The sequence below is a fragment of the Candidatus Insignibacter tubulum genome, assembly GCF_056790205.1.
Window position 1 is genome coordinate 788,647 of the sequence record NZ_CP199715.1, and the last position, 17,157, is coordinate 805,803.

Here is a 17,157-nt window from a genome sequence, read left to right on the forward strand (position 1 = left end):
AAAAGTAGGTAAATAATTTGTGGGATATACTATATCAAAGTAATTTACAGAATAGTTTAAAGGGAAAATTATAAATAACAATAATCTCCACTTTTAAGATAATTTATATAAGGAAAGAGCATTAGTTCTTAGATGTTTTAAAAAAAAAAGATTTAAATAGATACTTTCCCTTTATTAGATAAAGTCTTAAAATATGAATAAAAATAAATGAATTATAGCATACGGTCTAATATCCTCATTTATCTAACATCTATGAGAAATCCATATTATGATAATTATTTAAATCCTACTAAAGGATGATAAGCTCTTCCAGTCAAAAAAAAATAAAGTCTAATCTATAGAAAAAGGAATTCTTATCATGAAGGATGTCCTAATATTTTTAGATATATATTCCCAAAAAAATAGCCAAAAATAAAGCCAATTAACATCCCAATAAATACATCTGAAGGATAATGAACTGCCAGATAAATACGACTATAAGCTACAAGTGAAGCCCATATAATAAGAATAACATTAATATGTTTCCCAACACTACTAAATAGTTTCATAAGAAATATAGCTAGGCCAAAGTGATTAGCTGAGTGAGCAGAAAAAAAACCATATAAACCATTAGACATCTCATTAAAGCATATAATCTTACCTGCTAATTCAGGCTCATAGCAAGGACGATATCTCTTAAAGAGATGCTTAAACAAAGCAGCACTTTGATATGTACTTATAATGAGGACTCCTATAAAACAAACAATAATAAAAGTTTTTTCCCATCCCCATATATGATAAAACAAAAGAATAAGTAAAATATAAAGAGATATCCAACTTTGCATACTAGAAAGATATATCCAAAAATTATCCATAAAAGGCGCTCCTAGATGATTTATATAGATTAGCAGATACTTATCAAAGTATAAAAATGAGGATTTAAAAAAAGTTATAATTTTAATCATCACGCTTAATTGAACCTGTCAAACTATGATCTATTTCTTTTGTAATAGTATTAACATTTTGCTTCATTTTGTTTTTTATATCCTCACTTTCCTCTGAAGCTTCCCATATTTGTTGCTTAATCTCTTGATTTATATTTCTAATACGCCTTAATATAAGCCCTAAGGAGCGCGCAAACTCTGGGATTTTCTTAGGTCCAAAAATTATCAAAGCGATAAAAAGTATAATAAAACTTTGTTCAAAACTAATAAACAAAAAAGGCATATATTCTAATTTCATCATCCAAAGTTATAAAATTTAGAAAAAAATAACCTTCTCTAATTTCTTCTCAAGAGACAATTTTATTTGCTTTTTTTAGTTCTATTTCTATAAAATCATACATTAATGAAGCAGATATAAAAACTGATGAATAAGTCCCAAAACCGATTCCTACTAAAAGAGCAAAAGTAAAACTACGTATAGTATCTGCACCGAATATAAAAATTACTAAAAGAACAAAAATAGTAATTAAAGAGGTGTTTACTGTACGACTTAATGTACTATTGATCGCTTCATTAGTCATATCTCGAAAAGATCTTCGTGGATTTTCACTGATATACTCACGAATACGATCATAAACGATAACAGTATCATTAATAGAATAACCTATTACTGTTAATATAGCAGCGATAAATGCTTGATCGATTTCTAGAGAGAAAGGCAAAAATCCATAAAATATAGAAAATACTCCTAGTACTACAAGGGCATCATGTAATAAAGAGATTACTGCTCCAAGGCTAAATTGCCACTTCTTAAATCGTATAAGAATATAAATAAAGATTCCTATAAGAGAGAAAAACACCGATAAAAAAGCTCCTTGGGTAATATCCTTAGCTACGGTTGGGCCTACCTTTAACGAAGATAGAATTCCTATGGATTGTTCATTTTTAGGGTTTTTAAAATCTTGTAAGCTTAAATATGTAGGTATATAGGGTTTTAAAGCTTTATAGATCTTACCTACAATTTCATCGTCAATTTGAGGATTATTTTCGCTTGCCTTGTACTTGGTAGTTATTTTTAACTGATTATTTTTCCCAAATACTTTTACTTCAGGTAATGAAGGTTGATTATTCTCAATAAGTATTTTACTTATTGCTTCAGTAATTTTTTCAGGTATTACAGTATGATCAAACCGTATAATATAGGTACGTCCACCCATAAAATCTATTCCAAGATTTAAGCCTCGACTTAAAATAGAGATTAATCCTATAAACATGAGAATTGAAGAGAAAATATAAGCATACCTACGTTTTGAGAGAAAATCCCAATGGATATTTTTAAAAAAACACTCAGTAAATTTACTAAAGAAAGAAATATGCTTAACTTTTGAATAATGATATTCTATGAACCATCTAGCCAACCATATAGCTGAAAAGATAGAGGTAAAAATTCCAATAATTAGAGTAGTAGCAAAACCCTGTATAGGCCCCTTACCAAAGGTGAATAATATTATACCGGTTAAAAGAGTAGTAACCTGCCCATCTATAATAGAAGATAGTGCTCCTCTAAAACTGTAACTCTCATTAATGGCCTCTCTGAGAGATTTACCTTTATGAAGCTCCTCTTTTACACGTTCATAAAGCAAGATATTAGCATCTACAGCCATAGCTAGCGTCAAAACAATTCCTGCTATTCCTGGAAGAGTTAATACTGCTCCTAAAGAAATAAGTATACCAAATAAGAACAGAAGATTAAAAATAATCGCTAAGTTAGCATAAAAACCTGCTGTAGTATAATATATTAGCATCCAAATAAACACTACTATTAGGGCAATAAGCGAAGAATTCAAGCCACTCTGAATGGATTCTTTGCCTAGTGAAGGTCCAATTATTTCAGATTGTATAATTTTAGCTGGAGTAGGTAATTTTCCGGCATTTAGCACACTAACCAGATCATCTGCCTCTTGTAGGCTAAAATCTCCTGAAATTTGCGAACGCCCATCGGGAATCACTGAATTAACTACCGGAGCTGTATAAACCATATTATCTAGAACTATTGCAATTCTTTTTTCAAGATTTTCTCTGGTGATACGCCTCCATTCTGCGGAACCTTTAGGATTCATCCGCATATTTACTATAACCTTATTATTAAATTGATCAAAAGATCTTTCAGAATTTATAACTATATCTCCCCTCATAGCAGGGGTACCATCTGCTTGAGTACGGATAGCAAATAGAATAAATTGCCTTTTATTACCAGTGTCTAGTTCGGATCCTTTTTGTTTATATATATTTTTTGGTTTAGCTGACCATAGAAATTTCACATTTCGCAAATAAATAGGTCTAAGCTGTATAGCGATAGGATCGTTAAGTATTGCATTAACATGCTTTATATTTTCCTCATCTACAATAGCTAAATCGCTTGAAAGGAATGCTTCTTGTTTATTTAATAATTCGAAAAAGGTTTTATTCTTTGTCTTATCTAAAGTTTTTTCTTCAACAGATTTTTTTTCTTTGATTATCTCCTCTACTCTATTTATAACTCGTATAGAGGAAGAATGAGTAGAAATAGGTTCTTTTTGAGAAAGAAAAAACCGTTTATTAAGAATTTTAAAATAGTTATATACTTCTTGTGGTCTATATACTTGATAAAACTCAAGCTCAGCAGTGCTCTGTAATAATTTCTTAACTCGTTCTATGTCTCTTACACCCGCAAGTTCTACTAAAATACGTCCTGATCCTTCTATACGTTGTATATTAGGCTGTACTACTCCAAAATTATCTATTCGCGAGCGAATAACATAGTAAGCAGTAGCCATAGAAGATTCTACTTTTTGCCGTATAACTTTTTCAACATCCTCATCTGGACTATCATAATTGATTTGATCTATTAGAGATTTCTTACCAAATATTTCAATCGAGCTTAAGTTAATATTAGATCTATATCTTTTTTTTTGATCTTGAAAAGCAGTAAAAAATAATTTCAGATAATCTACAGATCTATTAGTTTTATGCTGTATATAATCAGCATTTTTAATAGCAGCTAAAAAAATAGGATTCTTTGAATTTTCTGAGATTTTTAAAAGTAAATCCCGTTCAGGAACCTCGAGTATTACACTAATACCTCCTTTAAGATCAAGGCCTAAATTGAGTGCACGATTTTTAGAATCTATATAATTATATTCAAGAAATAAAAAATTATGTTTTTTTTTTGAGATCCAATCCAGATACTGCTGCTCTTTTTTGGGATCTCCCTTAGCATAGATAAGAGCCTCCTTTTCTATTTTATAAGAAAAATAGGTAAAACTTAGATAATATAGACAAATTAATGAAAATACTATAGATGTAAATGCAACAAATCCTTTTCCCTTCATTACCTTACGGTTTAGAGTTAACGAGCAAATATAATTCTTTAGAATCTTAAGAGCATACAAAAAATATTTTTATAGTAATACTTTTAAATAAAGTAAAAGTAAACTTAGATCTTCTTATGTTTAACATAAGAGCAGATAAAAAGTTTATATATTCTTTCCGTATCCCCTCTATATTATAGAAAATTCTTGATCAAGGTTCTTTTTTTTAGAAAAAAGTGTTATAATTCAGAGTATATTTATTAAACTCTACTTAACAAGATATAATATCCTAATGTTATAATTAATTATAAATTAATAATCTTAAATTTCCTAAAGGAAATATTTAGCATTCTTTATGCTAATTTAGCATAAAGAATATCTTACTTAATAGATATTTAGTTAATCTGTATGAATTTTATAAATGTATTAAGTAAAATACATTTTAAGGCCTTATAAAAAGAAGATGTTTATCCTAGAGCAAAATTTATCTCATACTTAGATATATACATTAGTATTATATATTCCATATTAAAATGATTTCCAATAAATTAAGATCTTATTTAATAATAATTTATATGATTTTATTATTTAAATATAGGCACTTATATATACGTGAAAATAATAATCTCATTTAGAGAATATTATAATCTTAAATTTATAGCTTCGAGATCTAAAAAACTCTTTTTCATTTTATTGATATCTTTTATAGTTGTTCCATCAGCGATCTAAAATTTCACCATTTAGCGCTTATAATTTTTTTCATCATCGAAAGGCTTATCTGGAGATCTTAAGAAAACAGCCTTCTATAAAATACCATATCATTTATGCGATGAGTTTTGCACTTTGGTCATAAATATCTCATGAAGATTGATAACCAAAAATTCCTATGGATTTTATTCGATTTTTCAACCCAGTATATCTTGTTAAGATACGCTAGATGATAGTAATTAAATAGCTTTTGTGTATTATAACTCATAATATGAGTCAAGTGATTATATGAATTTAAAGAACTTAAATTATTTATATCTAAATTAAAGCAATTTCCACGCGTACCACTTCCATAACTTGATCAAGTCCATCATAAAGTCTATACTGTGCATAAGTAAGCAAATCGCTTCCTCCAATAAATATGGGTAAGATATTTTTTTTCAGAAACTATTTGCTTACTTGTTCTAAAGCATATATGGTATCCTCTGGAGAGGATCCCTTAGGGATATGTCCCATATCCCATATTTTTTCTTTCCAATGACCAATATATAATTTATAAAGAGCACTCCTAATTTTATCCATATCAGTAGATATGATTACTTTTTCCTTATAATTTCTATTTTCTCCTATAGAAATCAAGGCTAACCTTACATTATCAATCACTCTCCATCAAAAGCTATAAATGAATCACATAGTGAGAAAATATGTGAATTCTATTGCCATGTTTTTAAAATATGATTTTTTGAATCTAAAAAATCTATAATCATTTCTTTTTTCTTTTATCTTTTCTAACTTCAGATTGAAGGATAATTTCTTTACATTTTTCAAGACTAAGATTTTCAGGTAAAACATTTTTAGGAATTTTATAATTGAATTTACCTTGACGAAGGTAAGGGCTAAAACGTCCTTTGACCAATTCTATTGGTGGATTGACTTGTTGAAAACATCTAATAAGAGTTTTTTCGTTTTCCTTTTCTTTTTCTTTAATAAGTTCTATGGCTTGTTCAAGATTAATTTTATAAGGGCAATAGCTGCTTTTTTCTTTGATTGAAATAAAATTTTCATCATATTTAATATAAGGCCCAAAGCGTCCAATATTTACTATTATTTCTTTTTTTTCAAAGATTCCTAATTTTCTAGGTAGCTCAAACAATTTCAAAGCCTCTTCTAAAGAAATATTATCTATATGTTGATCTTTAAGCAAAGATGAAAAGCGTGGTTTTTCTTGGTCTTCTACTTGGCCTATTTGAACTATTGGACCAAATCTACCGATCCTAGAGAAAACCTTTTTACCTGATTTAGGATCAATACCAAGAAATCGTTCTCCATAGCTCCTATCGCTTATTTTAGTGACATTTTCAACCGTTGAATGAAATTTAAAATAAAATCTTTCAATTAATTTATTCCATATCTCTTCCCCTTGAGCTATTTTATCAAAGCTTTTTTCTACTTTAGCAGTGAATCCATAGTCTAGAATTTGTTGAAAATTCTCTACTAGGAAATTGTTTACTACTACTCCTATATCAGTAGGGATAAGCTTTTTTTTCTCTGTACCTACAATTTCTTTTTCTTGTATTTTTAAAATTTTTCCTTTAATGAGCATTAAAATCTGGTAAGTGCGTTCTTTACCATCTAGATCTAAAAGTTCTATATAATTACGTTTTTGAATGGTTGAGATAATAGGAACATAAGTTGAAGGACGCCCTATACCAAGCTTCTCTAAGGTCTTTACCAATGATGCTTCTCCATAACGTGGAAGATGTTTAGTAAAACGTTGTATAGCAGTAATATTTTCATTCTTTAGTACTTCTCCTTCTTTAAGTTTAGGTAATTGGTATTTAAGCTCGTTTTCAGTAAGTGTATCCTGATTCCCATTATACAATTTTAAAAAACCATCAAAGCTTATAGTCTCCCCTTTAGCTATGAAATTAGCTGGATCAGGTGTATGAATATATACAATAGTCCTTTCTAAATGAGCTTCAGACATCTGTCCAGCAAGTGTTCGGTCCCATATTATTTCATAAAGGCGCTGGCACATTATTTTATTACTTACCTTGAGTTTATTTATATCCGTAGGTCGTATAGCTTCGTGAGCTTCTTGCGCAGATTTATTTTTAGTGGTATATCTCCTTACGTGAACATATTTTTCTCCAAACTGAGTAATAATATAATTTTTAGCTGCGATAATAGCTTCTTCTGAAAGATTTAAACTATCTGTACGCATATAGGTAATATATCCTTCTTCATATAACTGTTGTGCTACCTGCATCGTGCATGCTACGGAATAACCTAGTTTTTTAGAGGCTTCTTGTTGAAGACTTGATGTAGTAAAAGGCATCGGAGGACTTTTCTTACTAGATTTAAATTCAACTTTGTAAATGCTGAATTTAGTATCTATACATTTTTGTAGAAAGGTCTCTGAAAGTTCTTTATTTTTAAAAGTACTTTCAAGTTCCGCCTTAAAGGGTTCTCCTTTCCTTGATAGGAATAGGGCCTTAACTTTATAAAATTCTTCTGCTTTAAAAGATTGTATATTTTTTTCACGATCGACAATTAAGCGTACTGCTACAGATTGAACACGTCCAGCCGAAAGCCCAGTTTTAATTTTCTTCCACAACACTGGAGAAAGTTCAAACCCGACTAAACGATCAAGTACTCTTCGTGCTTGTTGTGCATCTACTAAATTTTTATTGATCGCACGTGGATTTTCTATTGCCTGTATAATAGCTTTCTTTGTAATTTCGTGAAAAACAATACGACGAAATTTATTATCAGCTATTTTTAGCTCTTTGTAAAGATGCCAGGCTATAGCTTCTCCTTCTCGATCTTCATCCGAAGCCAACCATACAGTATCAGATTTGCTAATTAGAAATTGAAGTTTTTTAACGATTTCCTTCTTATCAGATGGCACTGTATAAAGAGGTTTAAAATTGTTTTTAACATCTATACCCATGCCTCTTTTAGGTAAATCTGATATATGCCCAAAACTTGAGGCTACTTTAAAATCCTTCCCAAGATAACTTTGTATAGTTTTAGCCTTTGCCGGCGACTCAACAATAACTAGATTTTTTGCCATCTTATTTAAATATATCTACAAAAATAAAATTTAAAAATTAACATGATGTTATTCCATATAAATAAACTGCATAAAATCAATGTTTTAAAAAAAAAATATTTCATATATAACCTTTATATATGGGTTATCATCTTTATTTAATTTTTACGATGTATTACATAATTTGCCATTAATTTTAAAGCTTCTTTTGAAGGGTTATCAGGGCACTTATCAAGTATTTCTAGAGCTTTTTTATAGAGTTCACTCATTCGTTTGGTAGCATATTTTAACCCACCTTGCTTACGAACTAGTGCTATGATATCTTGCAAACGATCTTTTCGTTTATTATAATTTTTTAAAGAATCTATAAGCCATCTTCTAGTTTTTAGATCACTTTTTTCTATAACATAAATCAAAGGAAGCGTCATTTTCCGATCTCTTATATCAAGGCCTATAGGTTTACCAATTATAGAAGTTTGCTCATAATCAAAAAGATCATCCTTAATCTGAAAAGCTAGTCCAATAAACTCTCCGAAATAACGTATTTGAGTATGTATACTTTTATCTGATATTACTGAACATGCGCCTAACTCACAACATGAGCTTATTAAGCTAGCAGTCTTATATCGTATAATTTTTTCATAAACATCTTGAGTGATATCTAGTCTTCTAGATTTTTCCATCTGAAGTAGTTCCCCTTCGCTCATTTGTTTTATAGTCCTTGAAACAATCTTTAATAAATCCGAATGGTCTTTTTCTGTAGCAATCATAATGCTTAGAGAGAGTAGATAATCACCTACGAGTACTGCAATCTTGTTTTTCCAAAGAGCATTAATAGAAAAAAAACCACGTCGCATATAGCTATTATCTACTACATCATCATGTACTAGAGTAGCAGTATGAATCAGTTCTATAAGAACCGCAGCATAATAAGTTTTTTCTGTCGGGCTTCCAAGCATCTTAGCTACGAGAAAGACAAGCATAGGCCGCATCTGTTTTCCTTTTCGATAAATAATATAATTAGTAATTTTATTCAAAAAAACTATTTTACTATGCATTTGTTCATAAAACTTTTTTTCGAACAAATCCATTTCTTCAGCAATGGGGCTACGAATTTTTTCGATTATTTTACTCATTTATATATAAAAAATATATTTTACAAAATCATAGATTAGATTGATAAAATCTAACTATCATAAAAAATCTAAAATTATATATTATGTATAATTTTATTAGTAATGGGAATTTTTTAGTCTCTTTTATCAAAAGAGATAGAAATAAAGACTAGTTTTAGTCATCTACTAAAAAAAAAAGTTATGTCCTTGATAAGGGATAGATTTAATTTCTTATTTCATAGGATTATTTTGCTTTTTCACTCTAAAAGAATTCTTATAATAAGAATTCTTATTTTTTTTTAGTAAAAAAAATCAAAGAATTAACTTCAAAGATTGAAATATCTCAAAAATAAAATCTATGAATAACTTATAATATTTAATCTTTTAAAAAAACTTAAGAGGAAAATAACAAGATTATAAACTAAGATATTTTAGGAGATAAAAATTAAAGTAGCTCAACTGAACTAAAATACTAATGCCTATCTCAAAACATAACAATTTTATAGATACTTGTTTCTTATGTTTTTTATATTTCCTAGACTAAATACTTACCTGTATAAAAAGAGTTCTTATTATAAAGACTATATGTAAAAAACTAGATATCTTTATTTATGAACCAGGGAAAAATATTTCTATCTTATTGTAGAATATCAGAAAAAAAATATGATGATTAAATAGACAACATTTTTATTTTCTAATTATTTTAAGAATTTGGACGATAAAATAATCATATTAATATAGACTATATAGGAGAAACTAGAGTAAATAATATTAATAATAGGAACTTAAAGATTTTATCTTATTAAGAATAAATGTATATGTTAACGTATATTTAACTCTTTCTAGGAAAGAGTACTTTAATACTCTGTGCGGAGAGAAAGGGATTCGAACCCTCGATACTATCTCTAGTAAACACGCTTTCCAAGCGTGCGCCTTAACCCGCTCGGCCATCTCTCCATAGTTTCATAGCTAAAATTTAGTCATTTTATTTTCTTCCTTTTGATAAGATTATTCTTTTATATTAATTAGATCATTTAAATGTAAAAAAATAAGTTTGATAATAAAATTATTAATTATTTTTTTATTGGCTAATATATTAGGTCTTAAAAGAATTAAGAACTTCCTATTATTCCGTAACGTTTCTTATATGATATATAAGAAAAACAACATTCATTTTCTAAAACTGAGATTATAAATAGTTACTAGGTAATTTTTCATATAGAGAGCTATTTTTTTTTAAAAAAACTATTTAAAAAGATTATATAATGGATATTATATCAAATAAAACTTTAAATATATAACTACTCTAATTTTATTAATATCCTAGAGCATGACGGACTTGTTTTAAGGTTTGTTTAGCTACTTTGGAAGCTGATTGAGCTCCGTTTAAAAGAATTTTATCTAAAAGAGATTTATTATGCAAATAATAATTGAATTTTTGACGTTCTTTAGCAAAATATTTTAATAAAAGGTTATATAAAACTCCTTTTGCTTGCATAAAACCATAACCTCCAGCAAGGTAGTTTTCTTTCATACGAAAGATTTCAGTTTGAGAAGCAAACCTCTTATAAAGAGCAAAGATAATATCTTTTTTAGGATCCTTAGGGTCTTGTAAAGGGATACTATTAGTTTGAATACTCATTACCTGTTTTAGCAGTTCTTTATCAGAAGCGAAAATATTGATAATATTCCCTCTAGATTTACTCATTTTTTGACCATCAGTACCAGGCACATATAAAAAATCTTTAGTCACTATAGCCTGAGGAAGCGAAAATATTTCTCCCATTTTGCTATTAAATCGTTGAGCTACTTCGCGTGCTATTTCTAAATGTTGTAATTGATCGTTCCCTACGGGAATTTTATCAGCCTTATATAAAAGAATATCAGCAGCCATAAGCATAGGATAGGTGACTAAACCTGAATTTATATCTTTAAGATAATTCTTTTTATCTTTAAAAGAGTGTGCTAAATTGAGACGCTGATAAGGATAAAAGCAATTTAAATACCAGGCAAGCTCAGTAACTTCGGGAACATCAGATTGGCGATAAAAAACTGTTTTATCTGTATTAAGTCCACATGCCAACCAAGCAGCAGCTACTTGATAGGTATTTTCCTTTAACCTTTTTGAATCTTTAATCTGAGTAATCGAATGCAAATTTGCAATAAATATAAAAGAAGGCTCCGAGTAAGTACGTGAGAATTCAATAGCTGGTAAAATAGCCCCTAAAATATTACCTAAGTGCGGAACTCCAGTACTTTGTACTCCAGTTAATATTCTCGGCATTTTTAAATATTTAAAAATTTATAGAAAAATTTGCTTGCGTAAATAAACTAAAAATCTCTCTTCCTAAGTCTATAATAGAATCTTCTCTTTATGGAAATACTTTATTAAAATTACTAATAAAACCTTAAAAATTTGGATTTCTTCTTACTAATAAGATTCTAAAATGTCCAGAACGATTATTTTTTTTTCTCAGAAGAGAGATTATTTTTAACAATATAACAATATAGTTCGGGATGAATGATAGCCTTTCTCTTAGAGTATTTATTAATACTAGATTAGTAAAAATATATATATTTTAATATAGTAAGATCCATTACTTTAAAGTAGTATATTAAAGTATATACATAAGTTTTATCTAGAAACTATCTCATTGATAATAAACTTCTATATAAAATTTATAGATAAAAATTTTGATATAAGAATTTTAACAAGATTTTAGATATCTTTTTTTTTAAGTTTTCAATCAAGAGATCTATTATTAGTTTTTTCTTTATTTCTAAATAAGCGATTCTTCAGATCCTCCTATAATTTCAAGAATCTCTCTAGTTATAGCTGCCTGACGAGCTTTATTATAGGCAATAAATAATTCATTCTTAAGTGAAGAGGCATTATCGGTAGCTTTATGCATAGCATTCATACGAGAACTATGTTCAGCGATATAAGATTCAAAAAGTATATTGAAAAAATGAATCTTCACCTTCTTAGAGAGGAGGTTTTTAAAAAGAAATATTTTTGAAGGCTCTATTAAATAGTTAGTTTGTGACTTACCTAAAGTATTTGAAGAAATAGTAATAGGTAATATTTGCTCAGTTATAAGTTGCTGAAGAGTTGCAGTTTTAAACTTATGATATACTACTTGGATCGAATGAAAGGAACCTTGAATAAAACTATTTATTAATGTATCACAAAGCAAAGATACTTGAGAATAAGAAATAGGATCTAAGAGAGTGCTGCAATCCTGATAAATTGAAAAACGAGTATCCAATATCTCTTTAGCTTTCTTACCTATAGTAAGTAAATAAGGAGTAGGTAAAAAAGCGTTCATCTGAGAAATTATCATTCTAGTAACCGATGCGTTAAACCCGCCACAAAGCCCCCTGTTGGAACTAACGGCAATAATTAATTTAGGTTTACCTTGATTTTTTTTAAAAAAAAAAGAAATTTTATCTAAATCTCTTTTAAAAGAGATAATATTTATTAAATCTTCTATTTTCTTAGTATAAGGTTGAATTTTTAAAAGGGCCTCTTTAGCTTTTTTAAGTTTAGCTGCCGAAACCATTTTCATAGCTCCAGTGATCTTTATGATAGAAGTTACTGAATTAATTCTTCCCCGTATTTCTTTTAAATTAGTCATACTGTTTTTCAGGTAAAATATTTAGTGCTAATCTTGATAGCTACACTCTTAAGAACTTTTGTAAGTTTCTCATCAAAAAATCCTTCTTTTAGAGAATTCATAACTGAAGAATGATGAAGATTTAGGTAAGAAAGATATTCTTTTTCAAACTTATTAATTTTTTCAATAGGTATATTTTCCAAAAGATTTTTGACTCCAGCATAAATGATAGCTATTTGATCTTCTACTTTATAAGGGTGATTTGATGGTTGTTTAAGGATCTCTATATTTCGTCTACCTTTGTTAATAATAGCTAAAGTAGCTGGATCTAAATCAGAGCTGAATTTTGAGAAAGCCTCAAGTTCACGAAATTGAGCTTGGTCAAGTTTAAGTGTTCCAGATACTTTTTTCATAGATTTGATCTGTGCAGCCCCTCCTACACGGGAAACCGATATACTTTCATTAATTGCCGGCCGAGTGCCAGCATTAAATAAATCGGTATCAAGAAAAATTTGTCCATCAGTAATTGAAATTACATTCGTAGGTATATAAGCTGATATGTCACCCGCTTGAGTCTCTATAATAGGTAGAGCTGTAAGTGAGCCACCTCCCTTTACTTTATCTTTTAAAGAATCAGGCAAATCATTCATACAAAGCACTAATTTATCATCTCGTATGATTTTAGCAGAACGTTCCAGCAAACGCGAATGCAAATAAAAAACATCTCCTGGGTAAGCTTCTCTTCCCGGAGGACGTCTTAAAAGCAAAGACATCTCACGATATGCTACAGCTTGTTTTGAAAGATCATCATAAATAATTAATGCGGGACGGCCTGTATCTCGAAAATATTCTCCTATAGCTGTTCCGGCAAAGGGCGCAAATACTTGCATGGGAGCAGGATCTGATGCATTAGCTGCTACAACTACTGTATAGGCTAGAGCACCATACTTTTCCAAAGTATTAACTATACCTGCTAGAGTTGATCCTTTTTGGCTGATAGCCACATAAATGCAAAAGATTGGTTCTCCTTTATCATAAAACTCTCTCTGATTAAGAATGGTGTCTATAGCTATCGTCGTTTTCCCTGTTTGACGATCACCAATAATTAATTCACGTTGACCTCTACCTATAGGAATCATAGTATCTATAGACTTTATCCCCGTTTGTAAGGGTTCATATACAGGTTGACGATAGATTACCCCAGGGGCTTTACGCTCTAAAGGAAGTTCAAATAAAGGCCCTTCTATTGGGCCATTCCCATCTATAGGATGGCCTAAAGTATTTATTATACGGCCAAGCATACCCTCTCCTACTTTTAAAGAAGCAATGCGTCTGGTGCGTATTACGCGATCTCCTTGACGAATTCTTTGAGATGGGCCTAAAAGGACTACTCCTACATAATCCTCCTGAAGATTAAGTACAATACCTTCAAGGTTGCTATCAGAGAATTCCACAAGCTCCCCATAACCTATATTATCTAATCCATAAATAAGTGCTATACCATCTCCTACCTGTAGAACCACACCAGTTTCTAATACCTGATCTCGGAAACTAAAATTAGCCAATTCTTTTTTGAGTATAGCTGAAATTTCAGCCGCTTTTATATCTATCACTTAAATTCAGTTTTTTTTTTAGATATTTATAATCCTTTGAGGCTTTTATGTAGTCTACGTATCTTTCCACTAATACTCATATCCCATTCTTTACTCCCTATACGGACTATAAAACCGCCAATAATACTTGAGTCTATTTCTTTAGAAAGAAGATATTTTTTTTGTATTTTTTCTTTCTGAAATAATTTATTGATAATTATCCCCTCAAGTTCATCGCTTAAGGGTATGCTTGTAATAATATTTATCTTTGTCCATTGTTTTTTTAACCTATACTCATTTAAGAAAAGTTTTGCAATAATCTTTAATAGAGAAGTCCTTTTATGTAAACTTATGAGTTGTAAAAAATTAAGCGTCGTTTTAGAAAAAGACTTAAATAATAAACGTAAAATTCTATTTTTTTTCTCGGTAGATAACAAGGGGTTTATAAGAACAGAATATAAATTATCATTTTGATTAATAAGAGTTAAAATTTGACTTATCTCATTATAAAGGAGATCTAGCTCATTAGTACATAAAGCAAAATTAAAAATCGCTTTTGCATAATGCCTTGATATTTTAATTTGTATCACTTTTTTTTAAGGGAACTATTTAAAATCATTAACTAAATTAGAAATGAGCTTTTCTTGTTCTTGATCTCGTTTAAGTTCTATTTTAATAAGCTTCTCAGCAATCTTTATAGAAAGATCAGCCATATAATTCTTAATATCAATTAAAGCTAACTTTTTTTGATTTTCAATATTATCCTTTGCCTGAAGGAACATCTTCTGGCATTCGCCTTGCGCTTTTTCTATAGCCTGTTGTATCATCTTATTACTTAAATTTCTAGCTTCTTCAATAAGGAGATCATGTTCTATACGACTTTTTTTAATCCAATTCTGTTTTTCATTCTCAAACGAACTTATTTCCTGTTGAGTTTTTCTTGCCAATTGCAACGAATTTAATAAGTATTCTTGACGTTTTTCTATAAGCTGTAAAATAGGGTTCCAAGCAAATTTAGCAAGCAGAAAAAGTAAAATAATAAAAAGAATTATTTGCCAAAAAATAAGTCCTATAGAAGGCGTAACTAAATCCATATACTTATTGGTTAAAAATAAATCACAATTTTACGTTATATTAAAGAATATAGTTATTTAAACACAGCTAAAAGAGCAGTAACTATGCCAAATAAGGCAGCACCTTCAACTAAAGCGGCCGCTATAATCATAGCACTTTGTATTTTACCAAAAGCCTCAGGCTGTCTAGCTATAGCCTCCATAGCAGAGGCTCCTATCTTCCCAATTCCAAACCCTGCTCCAATTGCGGCTAAACCTGCTCCAATTGCAGCTAAACCTGAGTATGTCAGATTAGCATCCATAATAAATGTATTGATTTAATATTATATCTCATGTAATTAATGATCTTTCACAGCTATTCCTATAAATAAAGCAGATAATGCTGTAAATATAAAAGCTTGTAAAAAAGCTACAAGTATTTTAAGCGCTAAGATAAACAAAGCAAAAGGGATAGCAAACGCAGCAGAAAATATACTTTTAAAAATAAAAATAAGGCAAATAAAACTTAATATGATAATATGACCCGCAGTCATATTAGCAAATAACCTTATGCAAAGAGTGAGCGGTTTTATAAAAATGCCTACAAACTCTATAGGCGCAAGTAAAAAACGTACAGGAATAGGTACGTTAGGCATCCAGAAAATATCCTTCCAGTAAGCTTTTTTTGCTGTTATGTTAACTATTATAAATGTCATTATCGATAAAACCAATGTAGTGCTAATATTGCCTGTAACATTAGGAGCCGCAGGCAACAATCCTAGAATATTATTAACAAGTATAAAAAAAAATATTGTAAGTAAAAAGGGGAGATAAAGACGATATTTTTCAGTACCTATATTAGGTATAGCTAGTTCATCTTTTACTAATAACACTAAAGTTTCCAATAATTTATACAATAAAGATCCAGGTAGATACTCCTTATAAGAGGAAGGCATCCTAAAAAAGACAACACATATAATTAATACAGATAAAAAAGTAGCCATGACATTTTTAGTAATTGATATATCAATAGGTTTACTATTAAGAATTCGTCCTGAATTATCTATATGTAAAAATCCATAATAGTTAGTTTTGTAGATTTTTTCATGAACCATACGGTAATGAGAATTAGCATGATGTACTATTCCCCTGCCATATCTAAATGAAGAAGATAAAAATATACGCCAGCCTTGATCCCATAAAATCACAGGTAAGGGAAGACTTACAATTCTCTCTCCACTACCCCAAAAAATCCATTCATGTGAATCACATATATGCTCAAGAATAATTTTACCAGGATTCAAGCGATCTTCTTTATGGGGACTTATATCGATAGATTTAGAATAGCCTAAAGCAAAAAATACAAATAAGAAAGAAAAAATAACAATACTATCTTTCAAAGCAACTAATTTTGAAGTATGTAAATTTAAACCATTTTTAATTGCAAAAATTAATAAATAAAAAATCATTTTCATTAATTTTTTAAGTTGTTTATGGTTTTATTTTATAAGTTTGAAATTAATGAAAAGCCTAGGGAAATCTGTATAAATGAAGAAAAAATATCTAATTGAAGACTATATGATTGAAGCAGTAATAACTTTGTTTTTTGTTAAAATCATATAATATTTTTATCCAAAAAAAAAATTAATAGTTAACCCAAAGGGTGGTTCATTTATAAAAAATTAACATTAGATTTTTTTGAGATTTTGATGACCTTTTTTTTAAAAAAAAAATATGTATTCCCT

The 17,157-nt window shown here is 29.3% G+C and carries 13 protein-coding genes and 1 tRNA gene; all 14 read right to left on the reverse strand.

The features are described 5' to 3' along the window. Positions 1 to 356: 356 nt before the first annotated feature. The 14 genes from ACUBP5_RS03295 to atpB all read right to left on the reverse strand — a co-directional run bounded on the left by ACUBP5_RS03295 (position 357) and on the right by atpB (position 16,881). Positions 357 to 824: a phosphatase PAP2 family protein gene (locus ACUBP5_RS03295; RefSeq protein WP_482168224.1), complete on the reverse strand. Its 468-nt coding sequence runs from the start codon at positions 822 to 824 to the stop codon at positions 357 to 359. Between the two features lie 112 nt (positions 825 to 936). Next, on the reverse strand, positions 937 to 1,206 hold the full coding sequence (locus ACUBP5_RS03300) for a Sec-independent protein translocase subunit TatA/TatB (RefSeq protein ID WP_482168225.1): 270 nt from the start codon (positions 1,204 to 1,206) through the stop codon (positions 937 to 939). Between the two features lie 64 nt (positions 1,207 to 1,270). Continuing rightward, positions 1,271 to 4,294 carry a protein translocase subunit SecDF gene (secDF, locus tag ACUBP5_RS03305; RefSeq protein ID WP_482168226.1) on the reverse strand — a complete coding sequence of 1,008 codons (3,024 nt, stop codon included), beginning with the start codon at positions 4,292 to 4,294 and terminating at the stop codon, positions 1,271 to 1,273. 1,134 nt (positions 4,295 to 5,428) lie between these two features. Then, positions 5,429 to 5,644 carry a hypothetical protein gene (locus ACUBP5_RS03310; protein WP_482168227.1) on the reverse strand — a complete coding sequence of 72 codons (216 nt, stop codon included), beginning with the start codon at positions 5,642 to 5,644 and terminating at the stop codon, positions 5,429 to 5,431. A 100-nt stretch (positions 5,645 to 5,744) separates the two neighbouring features. Next, positions 5,745 to 8,057: a type I DNA topoisomerase gene (topA, locus tag ACUBP5_RS03315; RefSeq protein WP_482168228.1), complete on the reverse strand. Its 2,313-nt coding sequence runs from the start codon at positions 8,055 to 8,057 to the stop codon at positions 5,745 to 5,747. Between the two features lie 137 nt (positions 8,058 to 8,194). Beyond that, positions 8,195 to 9,172, reverse strand: a complete 978-nt coding sequence (locus ACUBP5_RS03320) for a polyprenyl synthetase family protein (protein WP_482168229.1) — start codon at positions 9,170 to 9,172, stop codon at positions 8,195 to 8,197. A gap of 849 nt (positions 9,173 to 10,021) precedes the next feature. Further along, positions 10,022 to 10,108, reverse strand: a tRNA-Ser gene (locus ACUBP5_RS03325). A gap of 358 nt (positions 10,109 to 10,466) precedes the next feature. Continuing rightward, on the reverse strand, positions 10,467 to 11,435 hold the full coding sequence (gene trpS / locus ACUBP5_RS03330) for a tryptophan--tRNA ligase (RefSeq protein ID WP_482168230.1): 969 nt from the start codon (positions 11,433 to 11,435) through the stop codon (positions 10,467 to 10,469). 496 nt (positions 11,436 to 11,931) lie between these two features. After that, a complete protein-coding gene (gene atpG / locus ACUBP5_RS03335) occupies positions 11,932 to 12,789 on the reverse strand; it encodes an ATP synthase F1 subunit gamma (protein WP_482168231.1) in 858 nt (285 codons plus the stop codon). Positions 12,790 to 12,797: 8 nt separating this feature from the next. Continuing rightward, positions 12,798 to 14,381 carry a F0F1 ATP synthase subunit alpha gene (atpA, locus tag ACUBP5_RS03340; RefSeq protein ID WP_482168232.1) on the reverse strand — a complete coding sequence of 528 codons (1,584 nt, stop codon included), beginning with the start codon at positions 14,379 to 14,381 and terminating at the stop codon, positions 12,798 to 12,800. Between the two features lie 26 nt (positions 14,382 to 14,407). Continuing rightward, positions 14,408 to 14,950, reverse strand: coding sequence for an ATP synthase F1 subunit delta (gene atpH / locus ACUBP5_RS03345; RefSeq protein ID WP_482168233.1), 543 nt, complete (start codon positions 14,948 to 14,950; stop codon positions 14,408 to 14,410). A gap of 15 nt (positions 14,951 to 14,965) precedes the next feature. Next, entirely contained in the window at positions 14,966 to 15,454 is a 489-nt protein-coding gene (atpF, locus tag ACUBP5_RS03350; protein WP_482168234.1) for a F0F1 ATP synthase subunit B, read from the reverse strand. 53 nt (positions 15,455 to 15,507) lie between these two features. Beyond that, positions 15,508 to 15,735, reverse strand: coding sequence for an ATP synthase F0 subunit C (atpE, locus tag ACUBP5_RS03355; protein ID WP_482168235.1), 228 nt, complete (start codon positions 15,733 to 15,735; stop codon positions 15,508 to 15,510). Positions 15,736 to 15,771: 36 nt separating this feature from the next. After that, on the reverse strand, positions 15,772 to 16,881 hold the full coding sequence (atpB, locus tag ACUBP5_RS03360; protein WP_482168236.1) for a F0F1 ATP synthase subunit A: 1,110 nt from the start codon (positions 16,879 to 16,881) through the stop codon (positions 15,772 to 15,774). Between the last annotated feature and the right edge of the window lie 276 nt (positions 16,882 to 17,157).